Source organism: Amycolatopsis sp. lyj-346, from assembly GCF_046548975.1.
Taxonomy (GTDB): domain Bacteria; phylum Actinomycetota; class Actinomycetes; order Mycobacteriales; family Pseudonocardiaceae; genus Amycolatopsis.
On the sequence record NZ_JAJPWT010000001.1, the window covers coordinates 247,385 to 272,628 of the forward strand.

A 25,244-nucleotide genomic window follows, 5' to 3' on the forward strand; every position below is an offset into this window, starting at 1 on the left:
ACCGGGCAGGTGAGCTCACCCCGAGCGAAGCACCCGCCGCCGGTCGTCCGCGAAGACGTGTTGCACGGGCCACACACCCGCGCGGTGGCGACACGGTAACAGGGTGCACCGGGCCGGTCACCGGCGGGGGCCCCGCCGGTGATCAGCCCGGTGTGACTCAACTTCTTTCGGGGCTCCGGTATGTCAGCGCGTGATCGGCGTCGAGTCCCGGCCGGCGATGAAGGCGGGCCGCGGTGCGCTCGCCGCGAGCGGCTCCTGCAACGCGTTCTCCACGCTGTTGAACACCAGGAAGATGTTCGAGCGCGGGTACGGGGTGATGTTGTTGCCGGAGCCGTGCATGATGTTCGAGTCGAACCACAGCGCCGAGCCCGCCTGGCCGGTGAACTGGTCGATGCCGTACTCGGCCGCCATCTTCGTGATGTCGTCCTCGCCCGGCACGCCCACCCGCTGGGCCTTGAGCGAGCTCTTGTAGTTCTCGTCCGGCGTTTCGCCGGCGCACTGGACGAACGTCCGGTGCGAGCCCGGCATGATCATCAGGCCGCCGTTGAACGGGTAGTTGTCGGTCAGCGCGATGGAGCAGCTGACCGCGCGCGGCGACGGCATGCCGTCCTCCGCGTGCCAGGTTTCGAAGTCCGAGTGCCAGTAGAACCCGGTGCCCTTGAAGCCGGGCATGTAGTTGACGCGGCTCTGGTGGATGTACACCTCGGAGCCGAGCAGCTGCCGGGCCCGGTCCAGCACGCGCGGGTCGCGCACCAGCTCGGCGATCAGGTCCGAAATCTCGTGGACGTCGAAGATCGACCGGACTTCACCGGTCTTCGCCTCGGTGATCACGCGCTCGTCGCGGGCGAGCCCCGCGTCGGAGGACAGCCGCACCAGCTCCTGCCAGTACGTCTGGACCTCCCCGACGGAGAGCATGTCGTCGACCACGGTGTAACCCTTGGTCTCGTGGTTCGCCAGCGTGGCGGCGTCGATCGGGCCGTCGGCTTCGGTACCCCACACCGTGGGGTGCACGCGCGGCAGATGGGCCGGCGTACCGGTGATCCGGGTCGGGTAAGTGTCGTCGACCCGGGTGTCCATCAGCGTCACGGGCTTCGCCTCCTGTTTCCTCTCCGGTGTTTTACGCGTCCTCGGTGATCAGCGGGTACACGCCGTTTTCGTCGTGCACCTCCCGGCCGGTCACCGGAGGGTTGAACACGCACACGCACTTGATCTCGGTCTTCGGCCGGACCTGGTGCTTGTCGTGGTCGTTGAGCAGGTAGAGCGTGCCGGGCTTGAGTTCGTAGACCTTGCCGGTGGCCAGGTCCTCGATCTCGCCCTCACCGGAGGTGATGAACACGGCCTCGATGTGGTTGGCGTACCAGAAGTCGTTGACCGTCCCCGCGTAGAGCGTGGTCTCGTGCACCGAGAAGCCGACGCCCTCCTTCGCGAGGATGATCCGCTTGCTGCGCCAGTTCTCGGTCTTGATGTCGGCGTCGGTGTCGGTGATCTCGTCGAGGGTGCGCACGAGCACAGGCGTACTCCTTACTTGGTCAGGACGGCCTTGACGGACTCGTCGATGATCGACAGGCCCTGCGTCAGCTCGTCGTCGGTCAGCGTCAGCGGCGGCAGCAGCTTCATGACTTCGCCGTCGGGGCCGGAGGTCTCCATCAGCAGGCCGCGGGCGAACGCCTCGGCGCAGACCCGCCCGGCCAGGTCGCCGTTCGCGAACTCGATGCCGCGCGCCAGGCCGCGGCCCTTGGCGAACAGGTTCGCTTCCGGGTAGGCCTCGACGATGCCGCTGAACGCACTCGCGATGCGCTCGCCCTTCGCCTTCGTCGACTTCTCGAGCTCGTCGTCGCTCCAGTAGACGTCGATCGCTTCCTTGGCGGTGACGAACGCGGGGCTGATCCCGCGGAAGGTGCCGTTGTGCTCACCCGGCTCCCAGACGTCGAGCTCCGGCTTGATGAGCGTCAGCGCCATCGGGATGCCGTAGCCGCTGATGGACTTCGACAGGCAGACGATGTCCGGCGTGATCCCGGCGTCCTCGAAGCTGAAGAACGGGCCGGTGCGGCCGCAGCCCATCTGGACGTCGTCGAGGATCAGCAGGATGTTGTGGCGCTTGCAGAGGTCGTCGAGACCCTTCAGCCACTCCAGGCGCGCGGCGTTGATGCCGCCCTCGCCCTGCACGCCTTCGACGATCACCGCGGCCGGCTCGTTGAGCCCGCTGCCGGAGTCCTGCAGGAGCTTCTCGAAGTAGAGGAAGTCCGGCATCGCGCCGTCGAAGTACTTGTCGTACGGCATCGGGGTGGCGTGCACCAGCGGGACACCGGCGCCGCCGCGCTTCATCGAGTTGCCGGTGACCGACAACGCGCCGAGCGTCATGCCGTGGAAGGCGTTGGTGAAGTTGATGACCGACTCCCGGCCGGTCACCTTGCGCGCCAGCTTCAGCGCGGCCTCGACGGCGTTCGCGCCACCCGGCCCGGGGAACACGACCTTGTAGCCGAGCCCGCGCGGGTCGAGGACCTTGTCGCGGAAGGTCTGCAGGAAGTCGCGCTTGGCCACGGTGAACATGTCGAGGGCGTGGGTGACGCCGTCGCGCTGGATGTAGTCGATCAGCGCCTGCTTCAGCTGCGGGTTGTTGTGCCCGTAGTTCAGCGCGCCGGCCCCGGCGAAGAAGTCCAGATAGGGCTTTCCGCTTTCGTCGTGGAGCCAGCTGCCCTGCGCGCGGTCGAAGACGACCGGCCAGCCGCGGCTGTAGCTGCGTACTTCGGATTCGAGCTCTTCGAAGATGCTCATGTGTTTGTTTCTCCTAATCGCCCGGATTCGTCGGCGTGGTCAGCGGGCCGATGCGGTAAAGCTCTTCCGGCAGGTGCCCGGCGTCGGGGAAATCCTCGCCGCCGAACAGCACACTGGTTTCCATGGCGGCGTTCCACCGCTTCGCGAACGAAGTGAACAGCCGGATGGACGCCTCGTTGTCCGGGGTGATGGTGGTCTCGAGGTAACGCACCCCCTCGCCGACCAGACGCGTGTACAGCGCGTCGAGCAGGGCCCCGGCCAGGCCCTTTCCGCGTTGGGACGCGTCGACCGCGACCTGCCAGACGAGCGCTGCCTCGGGCTCGTCCGGCCTGCGGTAGGCGATGACGAATCCGACCGCTCTGCCGTCCTCGCGCGCGACCACCGATGTCTCGGCGAAATCACGGCACCACAGCATGTATGCGTACGGCGAGTTGAGATCGAGCTTGGCGGAATCACGCGCGATTCGCCAAAGCTCCGCGCCGTCCGCCTTGGTCGGGGATTCGATCAAGTGCGTTACGGACATACTCAGGAAACGTAACAGAGAATTTTCCGCCTGCCAGCGACGCAGCTCACGACCCCCGCGATGACCTGCGGGGACGCGAGGTACCCGGTGAGCAGTCACACAAACGTGTTTGGGCCGGCCGTCGCCTGGGCACAAGCGCGCCTGGGGCGCGGACTCATGGCCCGTGACCTACCCCGCACCATGAACCCAACCGGCGATGATCGCAAGGCGACGGGCCGAATCGCTCAGCGCGAACTCGGTGTCCGGGTGCCCACGGCAGTGGGCTTCGGCGTCCTCTTCCGCGGCGGACTCCCGGCCACTTCGAGCACGACGCTCTTCGCCTCCCGGTTCCGGGCGCGGCGGTGGCCGAGGCGGCGCCGGAGCGCGCTCACCGGCGTCACGACCGCGGGCAGGACGAGCAGCCCGGCGACCAGCAGCCACCACACCGCGCCCTCGCCGCGGCGCCAGCCGGCCACGACGTCACCGAGCCAGCCGAAGAACGGCCGGGCGAGCGGCGGCAGGAACGCGGCCAGCAGCAGCGCCGCCACGACCAGTGCCCCGAGCGCCGCGAACAGCCGGCGCGCGGTTCTGCCCGTCGTGAGCAGCGCCGTGACGAGGTAGACGGCCGCGCCGGCGAGGACCGGGAGGCCGATCCACTGCAGGACCGCGCCGCCGTCGTTGCCGATCACCAGCCCGGCCAGCAGCGCCAGCACGCCCGCCGCGAGCGACCGCGTCGTGCCGAGCCGTGACGCGCCCTGCGAGACCCTCGCCGTGCTCCTGGCGACTGTCCGCAGCAGGCCCGCGACCGTCTGCGGCCAGCCGCCGGGCAGCCGGAACGCGACCGTCCCGGCGTTGACCGTGGCGGCGCCGAGCGCGACGAGCGTCCGGGTCAGCCGCGCGGTGCCCTGCTCCCCGGCGAGCTTCTCGGTCGAGACGCGGCAGGCCTGGAACCGGGCCTGCGCGGCGTCGACGGCCACCTCGGGCCGGTCTTCGGCCAGTGCCTTCCCGATGCCCGGGCGGTCGTCGGCGTCGTAGCGCGACGCCAGCGTGACGACCGGGAGCTCCTCCGCGGCGATTTCGGCCTGCCGCGCCCGGGCGAGCGCCATGGCCGTCACCGGGAGGCTGACCGGGCGGCGGTCGCCGAACGCGACCGGTTCCAGGTCGGCGTCGAGCCCGAGGAACGCCAGCTCGGCCGTCAGCTGGTCGCGCAGCTGCCCGATTTCGGCCGGGGTGCACCGGTCGCGCTCGTCCGGCTTGCGCCAGGTGGTCTTGAGCGCGGCGACGAGCTCGTCGCGGAACCGCTCGGGCCCGACGACGTCACGCAGCGTCTCCAGGCGGACCGGGTCGAGCAGGCACTGGACCAGCCAGCCCGCACCGTCGACGCGTCCCCACATCCAGTCGCTGGCCCGCCACGACGCCTTGTAGAACGCGCCGAAGCAGCTCGCCTGCATCCCGGTCAGCTTGTCCCACGACCGGCGCCGCGTCATGTCCAGCAGCGTCCGCGAATCGGCGCTGACCTGCACGAGGTCGACCCGCTGGTCCACCGACGGCGCCTGCGCGAGCAGTCCGCGCGTCGCCACGTGCAGGGTGGCCAACCGCGCCTGGACGACGTCGTCGCCGCCCGCCGCGACCGGCCCGAGTGCCAGCCAGTTCAGCAGCGTCGTGACGGTGCCGGCCCGCTCGGGCGCGGCGTCGGCGAGGGCGCGCAACGTCGGCGCGGCCGCCCGCAGGCCGGCGACGACCTCCGGCCACGCCTCGGCGACGGCGGCCGAGCGGCCCAGCCCGGCCCACTCCTCGGCGAGCTCGCGGATCCACCCCTCGAGGGTGCTGCTCGCGCCGGGACCGGGGTGCGCGGCCACCCACTGCGCCAGCCGCACCCCGCGGCCGGCGGTCCGGCGCGCCGCGTGCAGCCGGGCGCGCGCGTCGTTGAGCGTCCCCGCGCGGGCGGCGTCCGGCCGGAGCCGGAACCCGGCGTTGATCAGCTGCAGGCCGGTCGCGACGGCGTCGTCGAGCGCGGTCGTCCGGTAGCCGACCAGGTCCGTCACCGCCAGGCCGGCGGCGGGCGGCCCGGTGGGGACGCCGCTGCTCAGCCCGGTCACGGCGATCGCGCGCAGCTGCCGCGACATCCCGGACGCCCAGTCGCGGTCCGGGGTGCCCGCCTCGGAGACCGCGTACCGGCGGGCGGCGGCCCGCACCAGCTCGGCGGCGTCCTCGGCGGTCCGCCGCTCGAGGTACGCGGCGGCGATCCGCGCGTCGACCAGGCATCCGGGGCCACCACGCAGGCCCATCGCGGCCAGCGAGACGCGGGTGTCGCGCGCGCGGAGCACGGCGTCGTTGTGGCGGGTCAGGTCGTCCAGCTCGGCGCTGATCGACTGGCTCATCACGGTGTTGACGACCTTGGCCATCGCGTTCGACAGCAACGGCGGGTCCGCCGGATCACAGCCGGCGGCTTCGGTTCCGCGTTCCCCGGTCGGCACGACGTAGAGCAGCAGCCGCCGGACGTCGGCGTGCGAGCTGCGCTCGAAGATTTCGCGCAGCGCGGGCCGCAGCGGCTTGTTGAGCAGCACACCGCCGTCGGTCAGCCAGTGCGAGCGGGTCAGCTCGGTGTACGGCGTCATGTCGGGGTGCAGCCGGTCGGTGCCGCCGGTGCCGATCGGCATCCGCGACAGCTCGAACGCGCCGGGGAAGGACGCGGTGGAGCGGGCCGCCAGCGCGAGCGGCCCCTCCACCCCGACCGTCCACAGTGGACCACAGAACCGGAAGAGCATCCGGTGTTCGGTGTCCCGCACCAGGTTCCCGAGCGCGTCGTCGAACCGGGTGGTCTCGCCGTCGATCATGGTCCCGGTGAGCAGCACGGTGATGTCGGGCTCGTCCTTCGGCGGGGTGCCTTCGGCGGTGATCCGCCGCAGCGCGCGCTCGACGTCCCCGAGCAGCACGCGGTCCCCGTCGAGCACCGACCGCGGCTGCGCTTCTTTCGCGTCCCGCACGAGGTTTTCCAGCGAGCCGGTGGTGATCCAGGTGTCGCGCAGGACCTGCGGCGTGGAGCCGAAGGCCTCGGCCAGGCCGAGGCAGGCGGCGTTGATCCCGCCGGCGCTGGTCCCGGTGAGGACGTCGATCGAGACGCTCGCCCGCAGGACGTCGAGCAGCTTCCGGTAGAGCCCGGCCGGGGCGTCCCGGCGCGACTCCCGCAGCAGCTGCGACGTCTCGGTGGCGACCCCGCCCATCCAGATGGCCAGGCTCGCCCCGCCGACCATGGTCATCGCGAGCCGGATTTCCTGCTGCCACGGTTCCGCGGTCTCGGCCATGGGAGTCTCCCGGCGAATCGGTCTTCCTGACGCAGATTAGAGGCGAAAGGTGACGACGGGGATACGTCCGCGGGTACGGCCGTTCGGGTGGACTTGTTCGCCCACCTGGCCCCCCGGCGAGCCGCGAACTACGCCGCCAGGTGCTCCAGGACCAGCACCTGGGCCTCCCCGACCGCGAAGCCCAGCACCGCGCCCGTCGCGATCAGGATCCACTCGTCCTGCTCGAACGCCGGCCTCAGCAGCCGCTCGAACTCCTTCGGCGGCAGCTGCTTCATCTTCGACACCAGCACGTTGCGGATGTCCATCGCGTCGGTCGCGTAGTCCTCGATGTACCGCATCGTCTCCGGGAGGCGGGACATGATCTGGGACGAGATCGCCAGCTTCATGTCCTGGTACTTGCGGCTGCCGACGGCGAACACCAGCAGCGGCTTCACCCGGCGGCCCAGCTCCAGGTCCAGCTGCCGCTGGATCAGCGCCAGCACCCGGTCCGACAGCGGCCCGTGCAGGATCGCCTCGATGACGTTGTGCGGGGTGATGATCTCCTTCGCGATCAACGACCCATACGCCTCCGCGACCTCGGCCCGCCGCTTCAGGAACAGGCCCTGCCAGGTGACGCCGAAGTACTTGCGCGGTTCGATCGGGTAGAAGATCATCCGCAGCGCCAGCCAGTCCGTGAACCAGCCGGTGAACAGGCCGAACAACGGCATGATCGGCGGGAACTTGAACAGCATCCACGCCACCATCTGGACCACGCCGATCGCGCCGCCGAACACCAGGCCCGACCGCGCGATGAACTTGAACTCCTGCGCGCCCGCCTCCTGGAAGAGCCGGTTCAGCAGCCGCTTGTCCTTGACCAGGCTGGTGACCACCATGCCCTTCAGGTCGAACACGCTGTCCACATCGGACTTGATCAGGTCGAGCACCGCCGCGACCATCCGCGGCGACTCGTGCTGGACGCGCTCGATCACCAGCCGCTGCACGCGGACCGGCAGCGACTCCCACAGCCCCGGCCGGTAGTGCCCCGCCACCTCGCGCACGATGTCCTCGACGCCCGCCAGCAGCGGTTTCTCGATCTCCTTCGCGATGCGGGACGCGTCCAGCCGCGCCACCACCTCGGCCGGCTTGATCAGCTGCTCGGTCATCGTGTCGCAGGCGATGCTCGCCATCCGCGCGGCGCGCTTCGGCACGATGCCCTGCCAGCCCAGGAACGGCTTGATGCCGATGAACTCGACCGGCTGGAACATCATCCGGATCGCGACGAGCTTCGTGCCGTAGCCGATCAGCGCCGCGACGACCGGGATCGAGACGTAGAGGGGCCAGTGCCGCGCGAAGTCGGCGACGACGCCGGCGAGGAACGGCCCCATCCGGGTCAGCCGAGGCCGGGTGGTCGAGCCGCGGGGTCGCAGGCCTGCCAGAACTGCGCGCCGAGGCGCGAGACGTGGATCGTCCGCCGGACGAACTTCGCGCGCCGGACGTGCTTCTCCGCCTCGCGCACCGTCTCGTCGGTCAGCAGGATCTCGTACTGCGTCTCCAGCGACGGCACTTCTTCGTCGAGGTCGACCAGGCCGAGCCCGATCAGCCGGGTGACGTAGCCGGGCACCTGGTCGGGCAGCGACACCCCGGCCGCCTTGCCGACCGTCGAGGCGTTGCGCAGCACGACCCGGCCGTTGCCGCCGAGGCCGGTCCGCTCGACGACGTCGACGGCGGGGAACGGCGAGCCGTCGGACAGCGCGGACAGGATGCGGGCCTCGTCCGGGGTGAGCTGGCGCAGGATGATCGCGTAGAAGTACTCGCGGGCGCGCTCGCGGCCGAAGCCGATGGAGTGGTTGAGCAGCTCGGCCATCGCCGCGCGCAGCGGCTCGGCGTTGTTGTCGCGCACCGGCACGAGGGTGACGGCGGCTTCGACGGCGGCCGGGCGGTTCATCGCCGACGCCGCGGTGAGTGCCGCGTGGTACGGGTCGTCGACCTCGTCGAGCCGGCGCCTGAGCTCGGTCAGCAGCTGGCGCTCGACTTCGCGCACGCCGCGTTCGGCGGTCTCGACGCCGGGCAGCTTGCGGCCGAGCGCGATGCCGGTGCGCGCGGCCCAGCCCGCCAGCTGACCGGCGCGGCGGGCCAGATCGGCCACGTCGTCGGCGGCACCCCGGCCGTTCGGTCGCTCTGCGTTCACAGACCTGCTCCCTCCGCTTACGCGCTGATGCTACCTGCGAGTAGGCCGAATGGAGGTGTGACGTTCCTGTTGGATGCACCCATGAGTCCGACGCGCTGGGGCCCGCCGATCGACGTCCTCCCGTACTTCTCCCAGGAAGAGCAGGCGCTGATGACGCTGCTCGGCGCGCTCACCGACGAGGACTGGACCCGGCCGACGATGTGCGCGGGCTGGACGGTCAAGGACGTCGCCGCCCACCTGCTGGGTGACAAGGTCGGCCGGCTGTCCCGCGGCCGGGACGGGCACGCGTCCGAAGGCCCCCGTCCGGGTGAGCCGTTCCCCCGGTTCATCGACCGGATCAACGAGGAGTGGGTCGTCGCGTGCCGCCGCCTCTCGACGGACGTCCTGCTCACCATGCTGTACGAGTTCATGGGCCAGACGACCGAGTACTGGGCGAAGCTGGACCTCGACGTCCTCGGCGAGCCGGTCAGCTGGGCCGGCGGCGAACCCGCGCCGCGCTGGCTCGACGCGGCCCGCGACTACTCGGAGTTCTGGGTCCACCACGTGCAGATCCGCGAGGCCCTGGAGCACACGCCGCTGGAGGCGGAGTACGCCGAGCCGATCGCGGACACGTTCATCCGGGCGCTGCCGCACACCCTGCGTGACGTCGACGCCCGCGTCGGCAAGCAGGTCGGCTACACGGTGACCGGCCAGGGCAAGTGGCACGCGCGCCGCGAACGCGACGGCTGGGTCCTGGACCGCGGCGCACCGCCGTCGCGGACGCCACTGGCCACCGTGACGACGGACCTGGACACGTTCTGGCGGCTCTGCACCCACAACGCGCCCAACCTCGACCACGTGCGCACAACCGGCGACGAAAGCGTTTGCGCGCTCGTCCTCGGAATGACGTCGATCATCGCCTGAGCCGCCACTTTCCCTATGAAAGTGTTCCGGAGACCGTAACTCCGGATGGCTTCCGCGGGAAAGCTCGGAGGGGGCACTTTCATAGGGAAAGTGCCCCGCTAGCGGTGGCGGCGGGCCTGCTTTCGCAGCTGCAGGATGCGGGCCCCGCCGATCAGCGCGACCAGCACCGCCCCGCCGATCGCCGAGAACAGCATGGCGATGGCCAGCGGCATGTTGCCTTCCGCGCCGAAGAAGCGGACCGTCGCCGGAGCGAGGTTCTGCAGGATGAAGATCAGCAGCACGACGAGGACGAGCAGGCCGGCGATGACCGCGACCCAGGTGCCGCTGATCCGCGTCGGCCGGGCCTTGCCCGCCGGTTTGGCCGGCGCCGGCTGCACCGGCGTCACCTCCTCCGCGCCCGGCCGGACGTCGCCGGCTCGCAGCTCGGCGGGTTCCAGTGCGCCGTCGGGCAGGTCGTGGTGGGTGGGACCGGTGGGGCGGTCGGCCGCGCCCCCGCGCGCGTGCGTCATGTGCCCAGTGTCCGTCCGGCACACGGGGAGCGCTGGCTCAAACCCCCTAACGGGCGAAACCGTCAACCTCCCGCAGGACGCGGAGGGTGTTCCGGCCGGCCAGTTTCGCGCAGTCGTCCTCACTCCACCCGCGCTCGAGCAGGGCGGCGAACAACACCGGGTACTTGGACGTGTCCTCCAGCCCCTCCGGCAGCGAGCCGACGCCGTCGTAGTCGCCGCCCAGGCCGATGTGGTCGATGCCGGCCACCTCGCGGGCGTGCTCGACGTGCGCGACGACGTCCTCGACGGTGGCCAGCGGCTTCGGCGGACCGTCCCACTCCTGGACGAACTTCCCGCGCAGGCTCAGGTTCCGGTACTCCAGCCCGGCGCCGGCCATCGCGGCCTCGAGCTGCTCGTTCCAGGCGGCGACCTTCGGCGATACGAAGGCGGGCACGAAGGTGATCATCGCGACGCCGCCGTTGCCGGGCAGCTTCGCCAGTACGTCGTCGGGGATGTTGCGGGGGTGGTCGTTCACCGCGATGCAGGAGGAGTGGCTGAAGATCACCGGCACCGAGCTGACCTCGATCGCCGCCCGCATCGTCGACGGCGCGACGTGCGACAGGTCGACCATCATCCCGATCTTGTTCATCTCGCGCACGACGTCGCGGCCGAACTCGGTGAGACCGCCGTGGAGCGGCTCGTCGGTGCCCGCGTCGGCCCAGCTGGTGTTGAAGTTGTGCGTCAGCGTCATGTAGCGGACGCCGAGCCGGCGCAGGATCCGCAGCACGCCGATCGACTCGGCGATGCTGTGCCCGCCTTCGGCACCGAGCAGCGACGCGATCCGGCCGTCGGCGAACGCGGCCTCGGCCTCGTCCGCGGTGGTGACCAGCCGGAGCCGGTCGGGGTAGCGCTCGACCAGCTGGTGGACGACCTCCACCTGTTCCAGAACGGCGGTCACGGCACTGTGGCCTTCGAACTCACAGGGCACGTACACCGACCAGAACTGCATGCCGAGCTTCCCGTCGGCGAGCTTCGGGAAGTCCGTGTGCAAAGCGGGCTGCCGCACGGTCAGGTCGAGGGACGCGACCGCCTCGACCGGGTTCGGGCCACCGTGCTGCCGCAGCTCCCACGGCAGGTCGTTGTGCCCATCGGCGAGGATGACGGCGTCCAGCAGTTTGGTAGCACGCTGTAGTGCCTCGTTAGTCATCGGCCGATCGTAGGGACGTGCGGTATACGCTTCGTACAAACAGGCTGACATCTTTCTCGAAAGAAATAATCCGGCGAGGTGTTGCGGTAGAGTGCGTCCCGTGGACACCGACGACGACGAGATCGTCACCTGGTGGGGCCTGGTCATCGAGGGTTACCTGGCCACCCAGGACAGGCTGATGGGCGAGATCGCCGACCGCTTCGGGCTCGCGCCCGCGTCGTTCGACATCCTGCTGCGGCTCGTGCGCTCGCCCGAGCACCGGATGCCGATGACCCGCCTGGCCACGGAGGCGGCCCTCTCCAGCGGCGGGTTCACGAAGGTGGCGGACCGCCTGGTGGCGGCCGACCTGATCTGCCGGATCCCCAGCCCCGACGACCGCCGCGTCACGTTCGCGTCCCTGACCGACCACGGCCTGGAGGTCGCGAACAACGCCCGTGCGGCGGCGGCGAACATCCTGCGCCGGATCGTGCTGACCCCGCTCGGCGAAGACGCCCCGGCACTCGCCGAAGCAATGCGGACGCTCCGCGCGTTCAACACCGACCGTTGAAAAAGTCGAGGTCACGCCCGATGCGTGTGCGGGCGAGCCCTCGAAGACCGCGGGGTGCGGTTCCAGGACTTCGAGCTGGAAGGCCTGAAGACGGTGGACCACATCGCCCAGCTGGGCAACGAGCGGGCGGCCTGGTTCACCGACTCCGAAGGCAACGTGCTCTGCCTGCACGAGGTCATGCGCTGACCCACGAAGTGCCCGTCGATCACGGGCTGGGCACCGTCCGCAGCGAGTCGCGGACCAGCTCGCGGATCACGTTGCGGCGGATCTTGCCGGTCGCCGTCTTCGGCAGCTCTGTCAGTTCGACCACGCCGCGCGGGCGCTTGAACGCCGCCAGGCCCTCACGGCAGAAGTCGATCAGCTCGGCCGGTTCCACCGCGAACCCGGGTGCGGGAACCACGCACGCGACCGGTTTGTCGAGGCCGTCGGCGTCCGGCGCGGCGACGACCGCGACCTCGGCCACCGCCGGGTGCTGCCGCAGCCGTTCCTCCACTTCGGACGGTGACACCCAGATCCCGCCCGCCTTCAGCATGTCCCCGAACCGGCCGAGACAGCTGTACGTCCCGTCCTCGTTCCGGACGTAGCTGTCGCCGGTCCGCAGCCACTCGCCCTGGAAGACGAGCTTCGTCGTGTCGTAGCGGGCCCAGTACCCGGTCGCCGTCGAGGGCCCGGCCACGAACAGCTCGCCCGGCCGGCCGGGCGTGTCGAGCACGGCCCCGGTTTCGTCGCGGATCTGCACGGAATACCCGGGCACCGGAACGCCGGTGCTGCCCGGCCGCACCGACCCCGGCTGGTTCGACAGGAAGATGTGCAGTGCTTCGGTCGACCCGATGCCGTCGAGGATCTCCAGCCCGAAGCGGGCGCGGAACCGTTCGAACAGCGACGCGGGCAGCGGCTCACCCGCCGAAACCGCGTACCGCACCGAAGAAAACGAGTCGTCCGGGACGTCGCTGGCGAGCAACGCCGCGTAGAACGTCGGGACCGCGAAGAACAGTGACGGCCGCTCCTCGCGAGCGCGTCGCGCGAACAACGCCGGCGTCGGCCGCGACGGCTCCAGCAGCGTCGTGCCGCCCGCGGCGAGCGGGAAGAAGCACGAGTTTCCCAGCCCGTAGGCGAAGAACAGCTTCGGCACGGACAGGAACCGGTCCTCGCGCGTCGTTCCCAGCACGCCGCGCGCGTAGGTCTCGCAGACCGCGCGGATGCTCGCGTGCCGGTGCATCGCGCCCTTGGGCTGCCCGGTCGTCCCCGACGTGTACAGCCACAACGCGGGCGAATCCGCCCACGTCCGGCCGCTGGGAAACGCTCCCGACAGCGACGGCCAGTCGTGCGTCCGGACGCCGAATCCGGTCCCGTCGCAGCGGTCGAGCACGACGTCGGTGACCTCGGGGGCCCGCTCCAGAGCGGTCGCCGCCTGCCCGGCGAACTCCCCGGACACGCACAGCACGCGCGCCCGCGAGTCGGCCAGCACCTGGCCCAGCTCCGGCCCGGTCACCATGGTCGACACCGGCACGGCGACCGCGCCGGCCAGCATCGCGCCGAGGATGCCGGTGAGCAGCTCGACGTCGTCGACCATGCAGAACATGACCCGCTCTTCGGGCCGCACGCCGAGCCCGGCCAGCCCGCCGGCCACGCGCCGGGACTCCTCCGCGAGTTCGGCGTAGGTGAGGGTGCGCCCGGGCGACACGACCGCGGTCGCGTCCGGGTGCCCGGCCGAGAGCAGGTACTCCGCGGCATTGAACCCTGTCGCCACCAGGCCTCCTACGTGAGGTACACGTACTCGTAGTCGATGGGTTTCCCGTTGATGCCCTGCCGCGGCGGCGCAACCCAGCTCGCGATCTTCCCCCGCTCGTACACCGGGCGCATCAGCGAACGGACGAACGTGAGGTCTTCGGTCGTGGGCAGCCACTTGCGCTTGCCTGCCTCCCAGGTCGCCTCGTCGACGATGGTGCCGTCGGGAGTGACGTGGTGGCCGGAGTTTATGCCCACCTCGCGGTTGAAGCCAGGGTGCGGCAGGCGGAACGTGAAGTCGATGCCGGCGTCGGCGAGGATCCTGTTCCAGCGCTTCACGCCGGTCTGGCAGTCGGCCACGTACTCGCTGCGCAGGTCGAGGTTGAGCAGCAGGATCGCCTGCATCTCCTCGGTGGTCCAGGTGCCGTCGCCGTTCGGCCGGTCCAGCGTGCGGGCGTCCTCGGTGAGCTTGTGGTCGTCCTTGCGGCGGGTTTCCTGCCAGCGGCCCTTGAGCCCGGCCGTGTAGTAGTTCGCCGCGTTCGTCGACGTCTCGCTGCCGAACAGGTCCAGGGACACGGTGTAGTGGAAGTTGATGTACTTCTGGATCAGGGTCAGCGGGATGCCGCCGTGCGGGCCGATGTCGTGGGTGTCGTGCGCGCGGATCAGCTCGGCGCTGCGGGTCACCACGCGGTCGACACCGGTGGTGCCGACCATCATGTGGTGCGCTTCTTCCTTCAGCATGAACTCGCAGGTGCGCGAGAGCGGGTCGAAGGAGCTCTCCTTGAGCGTGCCGAGCTGGTACTTCCCGTCCCGGTCGGTGAAGTAGGTGAACATGTAGAACGCCAGCCAGTCGGCGGTTTCCTCGTTGAACGCGCCGAGGATGCGGGGCGCGTCCGGGCTGCCGGAGTTGCGCAGCAGCAGCCCTTCGGCCTCGTCACGGCCTTCGCGGCCGAAGTAGGCGTGCAGCAGGTAGACCATCGCCCACAGGTGACGGCCTTCTTCGACGTTGACCTGGAACAGGTTCCGCAGGTCGTACAGGCTCGGCGCCGTGAGACCGAGGAGTTTCTGCTGCTCGACCGACGCCGGCTCGGTGTCACCCTGGATGACGATCAGCCGCTGCAGGTCGGCGCGGTACTCGCCGGGCACCTGCTGCCACACCGGCTCGCCCTGGTGCTCCCCGAAGGCGATCCGCCGGTCGGGGTCGCGCTCGGCGAGGAAGATGCCCCAGCGGTAGTCGGGGACGTTGACGTGGTCGAAGTGCGCCCAGCCTTCGCGGCCGACGCTGACGGCGGTGCGCAGGTAGACGCCCTGGGTCTCGAGCGTCGGCCCCATCTCGCTCCACCAGTGCATGAACTTCGGCTGCCAGCCCTCCAGGGCCCGCTGCAGCCTGCGGTCCTCGGAGAGGTTGACGTTGTTCGGGATCTTGGCGTCGTAGTCGATTTTCTCGGGCATCTGCGCTAGACCCGCTTCCTGTCGAAGACGGCCTTCTGTCCCGTACCGTAGCGGCGCAGCGCGCCTTCCGGACCGGATGCGTTCGGCCGGGTGAAAATCCAGTTCTGCCAAGCCGCCAGCCGGCCGAAGATCTTGGTCTCGATGGTCTCGGGACCGACGAACCGGTGGTTGGCTTCCATTCCGGTGAGCGCGTCCGGGGACAGCGACGCGCGGCCCTCGAGGGCGATCCGGATCTCGTCCTCCCAGTCGAGGTCGTCCGGGGCGTCGGTGACCAGACCGAGTTCGAGGGCTTCGGCCGGGCTGAGCTCGCGGTTCTTCTCGCGTGCGAGCCAGGCGAGGTGGTCGTCGTCGCCGTAGAAGCGCGCTTGGAGGCGGGTCAGGCCGTTGCCCATCGGGAAGGCACCGAAGTTGGCGTCGGTCAGCTGGATGGCCGCACGTAGGAGACTGTGCTCGTTGTCGATCGGCGGGCCGTCCAGGATGTACTGGCGGTCCGCGGCCAGCGCGAGTTCCAGCAGCGCGCCGGTGAAGCAGCTGCCCGGTTCGATGAGCGCGATCAGGCTGCGGCTGGTGACGTCGAGCCGCTTGAGCGTGCGCTTGAAGTAGTGCGTGATCTCGTTGGCGAGCCAGTCCTTTTCGCCGAGGACGGCCTGCTCGTGCGCCCGGACCTTCGCGGGGTCGCCCTGGGTCCGCAGGATCCACGTCCCGGCTTCGACCTCGTTGGTGCGCAGCCGCAGGATGGCGTCGTCGAGCTCGCGGGTCATGGCGAGGAACCAGCCGTCCGCGCCCTCTTCGTGCAGGTCACCGGGGTCGTTCTCGGGTCCCTTGACGGTGATCGTGGCCTGGTCCTTGGTGACGTCGATGTCGACAAAGCGATGCCGGAGCGGGGTCAGCTCGATGCCGTGCTCCGCTCGCTTCTCCGACTCACGGGCGAGTTCCCGCGCCTTCTCGAGCACCTTCCCGCGAAAGTCCTGGCGGGGCACCAGTTCGTCGACCAGGCGCCAGTCGACCGCCGTCTTGCCCTTGACGCCGTCCGGGCGGGTGGCGAAGACGTCGGCGAGGTCACGGCGCACACGCCGCTTGTCGACGACCCGGGTGAGGCCGCCGGTGCCGGGCAGCACGCCGAGCAGCGGCACCTCCGGCAGCGCGACGGTCGAGGAGTTGTCGTCGATCAGGAAGATCTTTTCGCAGGCCAGCGCGATTTCGTAGCCACCGCCGGCGCAGGTGCCGTTCACCGCGGCCACGTAGGTCTGGCCGGAGTGCTCGGTGGCGTCCTCCATGCCGTTGCGGGTCTCGTTGGTGAACTTGCAGAAGTTGACCTTCCAGTGGTGCTCCGACGCGGCGAGCATGCGGATGTTCGCGCCGGCGCAGAACACCTTCTCCTTCGCGCTGGTCACGATGACCACGCGGACCTCGGGGTGCTCGAACCGCAGCCGCTGCGTGGCGTCGTAGAGCTCGATGTCGACACCCAGGTCGTAGGAGTTGAGCTTGAGCTCGTACCCCGGGACCAGCCCGCCCTGCTCGTCGACGTCCAGCTCGAGCCAGGCCACCTCCCCCTCGGTCCGCAGGCGCCAGTGGCGGTACTCGTCCGGACGACGGTCGAAGGCAACCGGTGTGGTGGTGGTCACCCCTCGAGTGTCTACATGACCCAGACGAGCGTCAATGTTGTGTAGAAACTTGCTCTCGGGTGGTCACCCGGTTGCGCGTGGCCCAGGCCCAGGTGAGGAACACCCACAGGGCCAGCCCGGCCGCGGCGTCGGTGAAGATCGTCGCGAACCAGAACGCCGGGATCTGCGGGACGCCGGTCAGGAAGTGGCCCAGGGTGACCATCCCGGCCAGGGAGTAGACCAGGAGGAACCCCAGCGCCCGGTGGTACCGCTCCTGCGTGTACGCGCGGTAGCCGAGCCAGCCGAACGTCGTGAGCAGCACCCAGGTGACGGCAACAACGATGCCCCCGACCAGCGGCGAGATCCCCGGCAGCTGCGGATAGTCCCCGTATCGGATGGCGTTGTGCGCGTAGTGGATCGTCGTGCTGAGCAGCGAAAAGCCGAGGATCACGCGAAGCGGCGTCAGTCCCTTGTCCACCACGCCCCCCTGACTTGATAGATCGCTCTAGCGACGGTACCGCGCCGAGCTTTCACGTGAAAGCTCCGCGTGGAGCTTTCACGTGAAAGCTGACGATCAGACGAAGTCGATGCGGTGCTGAGCCACCGGGTAACCCGCCTTGGCAAAGGCCTTGGCCATCGGGACGTTGCCGACGTCGGTGCCCGCGACGATCCGGTCCGCGCCGTAGCCGACGAGGTCGTGCGTGGCCTCGACCAGGAGGTCATAGGCGTAGCCGCGGCCGCGGTGCTCCGGCACCACGGCCACGTAGCCGACCACCGGGTCGTAGGCATTGCGGCTCGGCAGGACGAGGCCGACCAGCTCGCCTTCGGGCGTGTACGCCAGCCGCCACCAGTCGCGCGGCGCCGGCATCCACTTCATCAGGTCGAGGTCCTCCTGCGCAGCCGCGTCGAGGCCCTGCTCCTCGACGGTCTTCCGCGCGTGCGCGTCGAGGCTGTCGACGTGCACGCGCTTGAAGACCTCGAGGATGACGTCGTCGTCCGGCTCCGGCCGGAACTCGAGCCGTCCGGGCTTCTCCGGCAGGCCGTTTTCCGGGGTCCAGCGGAAGCGGTAGCGCTCGACGAGCTTGCGGTAGCCCGCCTGCTCGGCCGCCTCGACCCGGCCGTTGACCTCGGCCGCGACGTCCGGATCGTCCTGCCACGCCGGCGGCGTGTGCAGCGCGTACTCCGTGCGCAGCGGCGCCGTCTTCAGCAGCTCGACGGCCGCGTCGAAGTCGGTGAAGTCGAACCAGTCCAAGGCGATCGGGTCCTTGTCGCCGGCCTTGGCCCACCAGGCGGCCCGGGCCACGACGACGTCGTCGCGCAGCGCGACCCAGATCCGCTCGGGCGGGTATTCGCCCCTCTTCGCCATCTCGGCGAAGTCGTCGCCGAGCAGCTTGCGGCCGACGAGGCCGCGGTCGGGCAGGGAGGTGAACAGTGCTTCTTCGCCCGCTTCGAGCGGGCGGATGACCAGTTCGGTCATGGAAATCCTTCCGGAAGTACGCGCTCCCGGTCAGACAGCCGGCACCCTCGCTGCGAGGTGGGAGCGCGTGATCGGTTGCGTGATCATCGGTCCCACCTCCTTTCGCTGTTCGCGGTGCCTTCCCAAAACCTTAGGGGATGCGCCCGCGGTGATCAACGTATTTTCTGCAGCACCACGCGGGTGCTCAGCCGCGGCTCGGCGTAGGAGTGCGACGCCTCCACGACGTACTCGCCCGCGATGTGCTGCCAGCCGTCTCGCCAGACCTCCGCCGACCTCGAGGCGATGGCGATGTCGGCCTCGACGGCCGCACCGGGCTCGGCTTCGACGCTCGCGAACCCGGCCAGCCAGCGGTGCGGCCGGTCGCCGCGTTCGGTCGGGACGAGGTAGAGCTGGACGACTTCGCGCCCCTTGCGCGTTCCCGTGTTGCGGACCCGGACCCGGACGCGCGCGCCGCCTTCCTCGTCCGGGTAGACGTCGAGTTCCTGGTACTCCCACGTCGTGTAGCCCAGCCCCTGGCCGAACCAGTACGCGGGTTGCCGGTCGGCGCGGGCCCAGGCGCCGTAGCCGATGTACACGCCTTCGCGGTACTCGAGCACGCCTTCTTCCGGCGTCACGTTGGTGACCGGAGCGTCTTCGAGCTTCGCCGGCCAGGTCGTCGGCAGGCGGCCCCCGGGCTCTTCGCGTCCGAAGAGGACGTCGGCGAGCGCGTCGCCGCCTGCCTGGCCGGGGAACCAGGTGAGCAGCACCGCGGCGACGTCGTCGCGCCACGGCATCTCCACCGGGGAGCCGGCGTTGACGACCACGACGGTGTTCCGGTTCGCTTCGGCGACCCGCGCGACGAGTTCGTCCTGACGTCCGGGCAGGGCGAGGGAAGTCCGGTCGAACCCTTCGCTCTCGACCTCGGCGGTCGTGCCGACCACCACGACGGCGACCTCCGACTTCGCCGCCAGTGCCACGGCTTCGTCGAGGCTCGCGTCCGGGTCGAGGACCGGGCCGCGGTGGCCGAGCGCGAAGGTGACCCAGGCGAAGGTGCCCCTGGCGAACTCCGCCATCTCCGACGGGATCCAGTAGGTCAGGCTGACGTCGACCGGCTCGCCCGCGGTCAGTTCGACGTCCCGCCGCTGCTCGTGGACCTGCATGATGGAGGTGAAGATGTCCCCGCCTTCGGGCAGGTTCACGCCGTCGAAGACGGTCTGGCCGTCGACGGTGAGGCGGAGGTCGCCGGGGCCGGTGACGCCGAAGGTGTGGGTGCCGCTGCGCTCCGGGAGGAACGTGCCGGCGATCTCGACCGAGGCGAGCGTGCCGATGTCGAGCCCGGCCGGCAGTTCGCCGATCCAGTCGATCCTGGCCTTGCGCAAGGGAAATTCCGCGAGTTCGGTGCCGTCGGCGGCGCGGGCGGTCGCGCGGAGCCGGAAATTGCCGGTGACATCCGGGGCTTCGCCCCAGGTCGGGGGCTTCGCCACCCGAGGCCCCCAAGAAATGTCGGTGGCGGCCGGTAACGTCGTCCGCGGATCGGCACCGGGGGCGTAGGCGAGCTCGGTGCCCGGGGGAACGGCCGCTTTCAGGCCGTCGAGCGGGGAGGCGATGTGGTCGGGGAACACGGTGGCACTGCCACCGCCGAGGATCTTGGGGTCCGCGGCGAGCGCGCCGATGAGCGCGATACTCTGCGGCTCCCGCAGCGGAAGCACGCCGGTTTCGTTGCGGAGCAACACGAAGGACCGGTGCGCGACCTCGCGCGCGACCGCGTCACCGTCCATATCGGACACTTCGGGCGCGGGGCTCCCGCCGAGCGCGCCGGTCCGGTGGGCGAGCAGGAGCACGCGGCGGACCATGGCGTCGACGACGGCTTCGTCGACCTCGCCGCCGCGAACGGCCTCGGCGAGCCGGTCGCCGAACACCGTGCGGGGGCCGGGCATGGCGACGTCGAGGCCGCCGTTGGCGGAGGCGACGGTGTCGCGCGCGGCCAGCCAGTCGGAGACGACGAAGCCGTCGAAGCCCCATTCGTCGCGCAGCACGCCGTTGACCAGTTCGGCGTGCTGGGTCATCGTGGTGCCGTTGACGCTGTTGTAGGCGGCCATGATCCCCCACGGCTTCGCCCGCCGGACGATGAGTTCGAACGGCGCGAGGTAGAGCTCGCGCAGGGCACGTTCGCCGGCGCGCACGTCGACGGTGAAGCGCTCGGTCTCGAAGTCGTTGGCGACGAAGTGCTTGACCGTGACGGCGACCCCGCCGTCCTGCACGCCGGTGACGTAGCCGGCGCCGATCATCCCGGTGAGGAGGGGGTCTTCGGAGTAGCACTCGAAGTGCCGGCCGCCCAGCGGTGAGCGGTGGAGGTTGACCGTCGGGGCGAGCAGCACGTGCACGCCCTTGCGGCGGGCTTCCTGCGCGAGCAGGCGGCCGGCTTGGACGGCCAGCCGCGGGTCCCAGCTCGCGGCGAGCGCGGTCGGGCTGGGCAGGGTCACCGAGGGGTCGTCCGGGCTCCAGTGCGTCCCGCGGACGCCGACCGGGCCGTCGGAGAGGACCAGCGACGCGAGCCCGATCCGCGGCAGCGCGGGAAGGGACCAGACGTCCTGGCCGGCGAGCAGGCTCGCCTTGGCGTCCAGGTCGAGCTCGGCCAGCAGCGCGTCGACGTCGAAGCTCATGCGCATCCTCCGCGATCGGTCCTGCCGTCACCCTACCTGGCGGTGAGTAGTGAACGTTATGTTCTCGTGACACCCGCTGCCGTAGGCTCGGGATCATGACCCGGGCCAGGGGCGCCGACCGCCGAGCGAGCATCGTCCGCGCGGCGTTCGAGGTGATCGCCGAGCGCGGCTACCGAGGCGCGTCCCTGGCCGCGGTCGCCGAGCGCGTCGGGCTGACGCAGCAGGGGCTGATGCACTACTTCCCGACGAAGGAAGACCTGCTGACGGCGGTGCTGGAAACCCGCGACGAGTGGGACCTGCTGCACTTCGGCCACGCCCGCGCGGGCGACCCTTCGGCGATGACGGTGAACCAGCTGGCCGAACTGGTCGACTACAACGCCACGCGGCCGGGCATCGTCCAGACGTACACGGTGCTGTCGGCGGACAGCGTCACGGAGGACCACCCGGCCCGCAAGTACTTCCAGGACCGCTACGCCCGCGTCCGCGCGGGCATGACCCAGATGCTCGAGCGCCACCGCGACGAACTGCCGCCGGGAACCACCCCGGAGCAGCTGGCACCCCTGGCGATAGCCGTCCTCGACGGCCTCCAGCTGCAGTGGCTCCTCGACCCGGAGGAAGTCGACATGTCCGCCGGGTTCCGCACGTTCTTGACCATGCTGGGCGTCAAGCCGGACTGACGCTCAGGGCATCCCCACGCTCTGCCGCTCGACCTCGATCAGCCCGACAACCCGCGCCTGCTCACGCGGGTACGGACCACCGATGTACTTCGCCGCGATCCGGTCCACGATCTCCCAGGCGGCCTCACCCTCGATCCATTCGACCACGCGGCCGCGGATGACGACCGGCTCGAACGGGTTGTCCGGCGGGGTCAGGGAAAGCGCGACGCGCGGGTCGCGGCGCAGGTTGCGGGCCTTGCGCGAGTCCGGGCCGGTCAGGATGGCGATGCGGTCGCCCTCCGGGTCGACCCAGACCGGCACCGCGTGGGGCGCGCCGTCGGGCAGGACCGTGGCCAGGTGGAGCACGATTTCGTCGACCAGGCGGACGTGTGGGCCGGGATCAGCCGGTTCGAGCAGTTCCAAGCGGACCTGGGCATCTCACGCAAGGTCCTCACCGAGCGGCTGAACCACCTGGTCGACGCCGGCGTCCTCGGGCGCCGCCCGTACGACCGCCGCCCGCGCTACGAGTACGTCCTGACCGAGAAGGGCACCGAACTGGTCGACCTGCTGATGGTGATGACCCGCTGGGGCGACAAGTGGCTGGCGGGCGAGGCGGGTCCCCCGGTGCTCTACCGCCACCACGCGTGCGGCGAAATCAGCAGCGTCGACCTGCGCTGCGCCCACTGCGGCGAGCCGATGCACGCCCACGACGTCGACGCGCTGGACGGCCCCGGCTCGGCCGGCTGAGCACCACTACAGCAGCCGCGGCTGAGCCACCACCGCACGCAACCGGGACAACGTCCGCAGCGTCGTCTCCAAATCCTCCAGCGGCACTTCGGCCGCCACGTCCTCCGCCCACTCGACCTGCGCCTCCCCCAGGGCCCGCATCGCCGCGCGCGCCCGCCGGGTCAACGACAGCAACGGCGCCCGCGCGTCGGCCGGATTCGGCAGGCGGTCCAGCATTCCGTTGCGCAGCAAGCGGTTCACCGTCTCCTGCACACTCTGCCGACGCAGCCCGCGGCGCCGCGCCACCTCGGCGGCGGTCGCCGGGCCGTCCTCCAGGAAGCCGAGGACCTGCCACTGCGCCGCCGTCAGCCCGACCGGCCCGGTCAGCGCGTCGCCCGCGGCGAGGAAACCGCCGTTGCAGGCGAAGACCGCGTCGACCACGCGGGTGAACGTCTCGGCTCGATGCGACCGCATGCGTGCTAGTCTCGCACATCGACAGGCACCTGTCGAAATGGAGACGACCATGGACATGCCCCGCCTCGGTCCCGCGCACGACGCGCTGAGGGCGCTCGTCGGCGACTGGACCGGCACGGAGGACCTCGCCGCCTCGGCGTGGGCACCGGCCTCGACCGCGCACGCGGACTGCGAATACCGCATGGCCCTCAACGGTTTCGCCGTTGTCCAGCACTACCGGCAGCGCCGCGAGGACGGGTCGGAGTTCCTCGGCCACAACGTCTTCACCGCCGATCCGGCCACCGGCGAGACGCTCTGGTACGGCTTCGACAGCTACGGTTTCCCGCCGGAGTCGCCCGCCCGCGGCCGCTGGACCGGCACGACGCTGACCCTGGAGAAGCAGACCGCGCGCGGGGTGGCACGGCACCGGCTGACCCCGGAGGGCGCGACGCTGACGCACGAGATCGACGTCCGGATGGGGGAAAACGCCGTGTTCAGCCCGTTTCTGCGGGCGCGGTACACCCGGAAGGACCAGTAGCGCGCCCAAAACTGTCGGACCCCCGGAGTACAGATGAGGGCGTGTCCAGAACCACCGACCCGCCCCCGCTGATCGGGGTCGAAAACGTCAAGATGCCCGAGTGGGCCCGCGTCGACGAGCGCGTGGCCGCCGCGGGCTTCGGCCAGGCCGTGCGCACGCTGCCCACCGCGATCTCGGTCGTGCTGCGGCTGGCGTGGCGGACGTCGCCGCGGCTGACGCTGCTGGCCGCCGTCGTGCACGTCGTCTCCGGCTGCGTCACGGCGTTCGGGCTGCTCGCCACCGCGAACGTCTTCACCGCACTGCTCCAGCAAGGCCCGACCCCGGACCGCGTCCTGCAGTCGTTGCCGGCGATCGCGGTCGTCACCGGGTCGTACGCGGCGCGCGCGTTGCTGGACGCGGCCGTCGCCGCCGTCGAGGGTGCGCTGCGGCCACGGGTCACCGCGGCGGCGGACGACGCGGTGACGGCCGCGGTCGTGCGCGTCGGGCTGATCGCGTTCGAGGACGCGGACTTCCGGGAACTGGCGCGGCAAGGCGCCCGGTTCGGGGTGCGGGCCATCGAGACGAGCCTGCGGCGGCTGGCCGACCTGACGTCTTCGGTGATCTCGCTGGCCGCGGCGATGATCACGGCCGGGCTGCTCAACCCGTGGCTGGCCCCGGTGCTGCTGCTCGCCGCGGCGGCCGACGGCTGGGCCGCCGCGCGCGTCGCGAAGCTGAACTACCGGCACTTCCTGGACACCGTCGGGCGGAACATCCGCAAGTCGGTCGTCGAAGAGGTGGCCACCTGGCGCTCGATGGCCCTCGAACGGCACGCGCTGACGCTGCAGGAGCCGTTGCTCGGCGAGTACCGGCGCATCTCGCGCAGCCTCACGCGTGAGGAGATCCGGCTGGCGCACCGGAGCAACCTGGTGCGCACCAGCGGGCGGGCGGCGGCCGGGTTCGGCACGGCCGTGGCGTACCTGGTGCTCGGCTGGCTGCTCTACACCGGCGCGATGGAGCTGGCGCTGGCCGGCACGGCCGTGCTGGCGATGCGCACGGCGTCCACGGCGCTGTCCAACACCATGCGTGCGGTCAACTCGCTGTACGAAGACTCCTTCTACATCGGGTTCTACAACCAGCTGCTCGCGGAGTCGCTGAAGCGGCAACCGCCGCCGACGTCGGTGATCGCGCCCGCCGACCCGGCCGAGATCCGGCTGGACGGCGTCACGTTCACCTACCCGGGCCGGGACACCCCGGCGCTGCGGGACGTCTCGGTGACGATCCGTCGCGGCGAGGTGGTCGCGCTGGTCGGCGAGAACGGCTCGGGCAAGACCACCCTCGGCAAGCTGCTCACCGGGCTCTACCCGCCGGACGAGGGCACGGTCCGCTGGGACGACGTCGACCTCGCACGGGCCGACCCGGCGTCGGTGCACGCGAACATCGCGGTGATCGCGCAGGAGCCGGCGGAGTGGCCGATGACCGCGGCGAACAACATCACGGTCGGACGCCTCGGCCGTCCCGACCCGGATCGGCAGGCCTGGCGCGAAGCGGTCGACTATTCGGGCGCGGACGAGGTGATCAGCTCCCTGCCCGCCAAGGAGCACACGGTGCTGTCGAAGAAGTTCGACGAGGGCCACGACCTTTCGGGCGGCCAGTGGCAGCGCATGGGCATCGCCCGCGGCATCTACCGGGACGCCTCGGTCCTGGTGGCCGACGAACCGACGGCAGCGCTCGACGCCCGCGCCGAAGCCCGCGTGTTCGCCGGGCTCCAGCACGCAAGCCGCTCGGGCCGCGGCCGCCGCACGACGGTGCTGGTGACCCACCGCCTGGCCAACATCCGCTCGGCCGACCGGATCCTGGTGCTGGAGAAGGGAAGACTGATCGAGCAAGGCACCCACGACGAGCTGATCAGCGCGGGCGGCGTCTACCACGAGCTGTACGAGATCCAGGCCCGCGCCTACCGCAACGGCCCCCCATGACCGGGCCCCCACCACCCACCCGCCGACCGCCCCGGCCCCACATGGCCAACCCCGCGCACCCAGCCGGTCGGCTTCCGTACCCACACGGTCGGCTCGCGCACCCAGGCAGTCGGCCCGTG

General features: G+C 70.6%; 24 protein-coding genes. 7 read left to right on the forward strand and 17 right to left on the reverse strand.

Annotated features, from left to right (window positions below; genetic code table 11):
• Nucleotides 1–183: 183 nt before the first annotated feature.
• The 7 genes from thpD to ACLJQE_RS01265 form a co-directional block, all read right to left on the reverse strand.
• Nucleotides 184–1,086, reverse strand: a complete 903-nt coding sequence (gene thpD, locus ACLJQE_RS01235) for an ectoine hydroxylase (RefSeq protein ID WP_410637048.1) — start codon at nt 1,084–1,086, stop codon at nt 184–186.
• Between the two features lie 31 nt (nt 1,087–1,117).
• Nucleotides 1,118–1,510, reverse strand: a complete 393-nt coding sequence (locus tag ACLJQE_RS01240; RefSeq protein ID WP_003071625.1) for an ectoine synthase — start codon at nt 1,508–1,510, stop codon at nt 1,118–1,120.
• An 11-nt stretch (nt 1,511–1,521) separates the two neighbouring features.
• A complete protein-coding gene (gene ectB, locus ACLJQE_RS01245) occupies nt 1,522–2,775 on the reverse strand; it encodes a diaminobutyrate--2-oxoglutarate transaminase (protein ID WP_410637049.1) in 1,254 nt (417 codons plus the stop codon).
• Nucleotides 2,776–2,788: 13 nt separating this feature from the next.
• Nucleotides 2,789–3,343 (reverse strand): diaminobutyrate acetyltransferase, encoded by a 555-nt coding sequence (ectA, locus tag ACLJQE_RS01250; protein WP_410638273.1) that lies wholly within the window; start codon nt 3,341–3,343, stop codon nt 2,789–2,791.
• A 179-nt stretch (nt 3,344–3,522) separates the two neighbouring features.
• The gene (locus ACLJQE_RS01255; protein ID WP_410637050.1) at nt 3,523–6,582 is read right to left on the reverse strand and encodes a patatin-like protein; all 3,060 of its coding nucleotides are present in this window, start codon (nt 6,580–6,582) and stop codon (nt 3,523–3,525) included.
• Nucleotides 6,583–6,710: 128 nt separating this feature from the next.
• Complete coding sequence (locus ACLJQE_RS01260; protein ID WP_410637051.1) at nt 6,711–7,946, reverse strand: DUF445 domain-containing protein; 1,236 nt, start codon at nt 7,944–7,946, stop codon at nt 6,711–6,713.
• Between the two features lie 5 nt (nt 7,947–7,951).
• Nucleotides 7,952–8,749, reverse strand: a complete 798-nt coding sequence (locus ACLJQE_RS01265) for an Abi-alpha family protein (RefSeq protein WP_410637052.1) — start codon at nt 8,747–8,749, stop codon at nt 7,952–7,954.
• Nucleotides 8,750–8,830: 81 nt separating this feature from the next.
• Here ACLJQE_RS01265 and ACLJQE_RS01270 point away from each other — a divergent pair, with 81 nt between their 5' ends.
• Complete coding sequence (locus tag ACLJQE_RS01270) at nt 8,831–9,652, forward strand: maleylpyruvate isomerase family mycothiol-dependent enzyme (RefSeq protein ID WP_410637053.1); 822 nt, start codon at nt 8,831–8,833, stop codon at nt 9,650–9,652.
• Between the two features lie 98 nt (nt 9,653–9,750).
• On the opposite strand, the gene ACLJQE_RS01275 is transcribed toward ACLJQE_RS01270, so the two are convergent.
• Both ACLJQE_RS01275 and ACLJQE_RS01280 read right to left on the reverse strand, forming a co-directional pair.
• On the reverse strand, nt 9,751–10,161 hold the full coding sequence (locus ACLJQE_RS01275; RefSeq protein WP_410637054.1) for a lipopolysaccharide assembly LapA domain-containing protein: 411 nt from the start codon (nt 10,159–10,161) through the stop codon (nt 9,751–9,753).
• 46 nt (nt 10,162–10,207) lie between these two features.
• Nucleotides 10,208–11,347, reverse strand: a complete 1,140-nt coding sequence (locus ACLJQE_RS01280) for a dipeptidase (RefSeq protein ID WP_410637055.1) — start codon at nt 11,345–11,347, stop codon at nt 10,208–10,210.
• Nucleotides 11,348–11,447: 100 nt separating this feature from the next.
• On the opposite strand from ACLJQE_RS01280, the gene ACLJQE_RS01285 reads away from it, so the two are divergent.
• Together ACLJQE_RS01285 and ACLJQE_RS01290 are read left to right on the forward strand one after the other, a co-directional pair.
• The gene (locus tag ACLJQE_RS01285; RefSeq protein WP_410637056.1) at nt 11,448–11,894 is read left to right on the forward strand and encodes a MarR family winged helix-turn-helix transcriptional regulator; all 447 of its coding nucleotides are present in this window, start codon (nt 11,448–11,450) and stop codon (nt 11,892–11,894) included.
• Nucleotides 11,895–11,918: 24 nt separating this feature from the next.
• Nucleotides 11,919–12,080 carry a hypothetical protein gene (locus ACLJQE_RS01290; RefSeq protein ID WP_410637057.1) on the forward strand — a complete coding sequence of 54 codons (162 nt, stop codon included), beginning with the start codon at nt 11,919–11,921 and terminating at the stop codon, nt 12,078–12,080.
• 19 nt (nt 12,081–12,099) lie between these two features.
• On the opposite strand, the gene ACLJQE_RS01295 is transcribed toward ACLJQE_RS01290, so the two are convergent.
• The 6 genes from ACLJQE_RS01295 to ACLJQE_RS01320 all read right to left on the reverse strand — a co-directional run bounded on the left by ACLJQE_RS01295 (nt 12,100) and on the right by ACLJQE_RS01320 (nt 20,797).
• Nucleotides 12,100–13,644 carry a benzoate-CoA ligase family protein gene (locus tag ACLJQE_RS01295; protein ID WP_410637058.1) on the reverse strand — a complete coding sequence of 515 codons (1,545 nt, stop codon included), beginning with the start codon at nt 13,642–13,644 and terminating at the stop codon, nt 12,100–12,102.
• An 8-nt stretch (nt 13,645–13,652) separates the two neighbouring features.
• Nucleotides 13,653–15,074, reverse strand: a complete 1,422-nt coding sequence (gene boxB, locus ACLJQE_RS01300; RefSeq protein ID WP_410637059.1) for a benzoyl-CoA 2,3-epoxidase subunit BoxB — start codon at nt 15,072–15,074, stop codon at nt 13,653–13,655.
• A 5-nt stretch (nt 15,075–15,079) separates the two neighbouring features.
• Nucleotides 15,080–16,699: a 2,3-epoxybenzoyl-CoA dihydrolase gene (gene boxC, locus ACLJQE_RS01305; protein ID WP_410637060.1), complete on the reverse strand. Its 1,620-nt coding sequence runs from the start codon at nt 16,697–16,699 to the stop codon at nt 15,080–15,082.
• Between the two features lie 31 nt (nt 16,700–16,730).
• Complete coding sequence (locus ACLJQE_RS01310; protein WP_410637061.1) at nt 16,731–17,156, reverse strand: hypothetical protein; 426 nt, start codon at nt 17,154–17,156, stop codon at nt 16,731–16,733.
• A 96-nt stretch (nt 17,157–17,252) separates the two neighbouring features.
• Nucleotides 17,253–18,155, reverse strand: coding sequence for a GNAT family N-acetyltransferase (locus ACLJQE_RS01315; protein WP_410637062.1), 903 nt, complete (start codon nt 18,153–18,155; stop codon nt 17,253–17,255).
• 152 nt (nt 18,156–18,307) lie between these two features.
• Complete coding sequence (locus ACLJQE_RS01320) at nt 18,308–20,797, reverse strand: glycoside hydrolase family 3 C-terminal domain-containing protein (RefSeq protein ID WP_410637063.1); 2,490 nt, start codon at nt 20,795–20,797, stop codon at nt 18,308–18,310.
• 95 nt (nt 20,798–20,892) lie between these two features.
• Here ACLJQE_RS01320 and ACLJQE_RS01325 point away from each other — a divergent pair, with 95 nt between their 5' ends.
• Nucleotides 20,893–21,474 (forward strand): TetR/AcrR family transcriptional regulator, encoded by a 582-nt coding sequence (locus ACLJQE_RS01325; RefSeq protein ID WP_410637064.1) that lies wholly within the window; start codon nt 20,893–20,895, stop codon nt 21,472–21,474.
• 3 nt (nt 21,475–21,477) lie between these two features.
• Here ACLJQE_RS01325 and ACLJQE_RS01330 read toward each other — a convergent pair whose 3' ends face one another.
• Nucleotides 21,478–21,819, reverse strand: a complete 342-nt coding sequence (locus tag ACLJQE_RS01330; RefSeq protein WP_410637065.1) for a TIGR03618 family F420-dependent PPOX class oxidoreductase — start codon at nt 21,817–21,819, stop codon at nt 21,478–21,480.
• Between ACLJQE_RS01330 and ACLJQE_RS01335 the strand changes: the two genes are divergently transcribed.
• Nucleotides 21,811–22,200: a winged helix-turn-helix transcriptional regulator gene (locus ACLJQE_RS01335; protein ID WP_410637066.1), complete on the forward strand. Its 390-nt coding sequence runs from the start codon at nt 21,811–21,813 to the stop codon at nt 22,198–22,200. The genes ACLJQE_RS01330 and ACLJQE_RS01335 overlap by 9 nt on opposite strands.
• Nucleotides 22,201–22,206: 6 nt before the next feature.
• On the opposite strand, the gene ACLJQE_RS01340 is transcribed toward ACLJQE_RS01335, so the two are convergent.
• Complete coding sequence (locus ACLJQE_RS01340; protein ID WP_410637067.1) at nt 22,207–22,653, reverse strand: MarR family winged helix-turn-helix transcriptional regulator; 447 nt, start codon at nt 22,651–22,653, stop codon at nt 22,207–22,209.
• A 49-nt stretch (nt 22,654–22,702) separates the two neighbouring features.
• Here ACLJQE_RS01340 and ACLJQE_RS01345 point away from each other — a divergent pair, with 49 nt between their 5' ends.
• Both ACLJQE_RS01345 and ACLJQE_RS01350 read left to right on the forward strand, forming a co-directional pair.
• Complete coding sequence (locus tag ACLJQE_RS01345) at nt 22,703–23,170, forward strand: DUF1579 family protein (RefSeq protein WP_410637068.1); 468 nt, start codon at nt 22,703–22,705, stop codon at nt 23,168–23,170.
• A gap of 41 nt (nt 23,171–23,211) precedes the next feature.
• Entirely contained in the window at nt 23,212–25,125 is a 1,914-nt protein-coding gene (locus ACLJQE_RS01350; protein ID WP_410637069.1) for an ABC transporter ATP-binding protein, read from the forward strand.
• Nucleotides 25,126–25,244: the final 119 nt, after the last annotated feature.

Bases quoted from the DNA above. Each gene is read 5' to 3' on its own strand.
- ectB (WP_410637049.1), bottom strand. From the start codon at position 2,775: ATGAGCATCTTCGAAGAGCTCGAATCCGAAGTACGCAGCTACAGCCGC.
- ACLJQE_RS01255 (WP_410637050.1), bottom strand. From the start codon at position 6,582: ATGGCCGAGACCGCGGAACCGTGGCAGCAGGAAATCCGGCTCGCGATG.
- ACLJQE_RS01260 (WP_410637051.1), bottom strand. From the start codon at position 7,946: ATGGGGCCGTTCCTCGCCGGCGTCGTCGCCGACTTCGCGCGGCACTGG.
- ACLJQE_RS01270 (WP_410637053.1), top strand. From the start codon at position 8,831: ATGAGTCCGACGCGCTGGGGCCCGCCGATCGACGTCCTCCCGTACTTC.
- ACLJQE_RS01275 (WP_410637054.1), bottom strand. From the start codon at position 10,161: ATGACGCACGCGCGCGGGGGCGCGGCCGACCGCCCCACCGGTCCCACC.
- ACLJQE_RS01280 (WP_410637055.1), bottom strand. From the start codon at position 11,347: ATGACTAACGAGGCACTACAGCGTGCTACCAAACTGCTGGACGCCGTC.
- boxB (WP_410637059.1), bottom strand. From the start codon at position 15,074: ATGCCCGAGAAAATCGACTACGACGCCAAGATCCCGAACAACGTCAAC.
- ACLJQE_RS01315 (WP_410637062.1), bottom strand. From the start codon at position 18,155: ATGACCGAACTGGTCATCCGCCCGCTCGAAGCGGGCGAAGAAGCACTG.
- ACLJQE_RS01320 (WP_410637063.1), bottom strand. From the start codon at position 20,797: ATGAGCTTCGACGTCGACGCGCTGCTGGCCGAGCTCGACCTGGACGCC.
- ACLJQE_RS01325 (WP_410637064.1), top strand. From the start codon at position 20,893: ATGACCCGGGCCAGGGGCGCCGACCGCCGAGCGAGCATCGTCCGCGCG.
- ACLJQE_RS01340 (WP_410637067.1), bottom strand. From the start codon at position 22,653: ATGCGGTCGCATCGAGCCGAGACGTTCACCCGCGTGGTCGACGCGGTC.
- ACLJQE_RS01345 (WP_410637068.1), top strand. From the start codon at position 22,703: ATGGACATGCCCCGCCTCGGTCCCGCGCACGACGCGCTGAGGGCGCTC.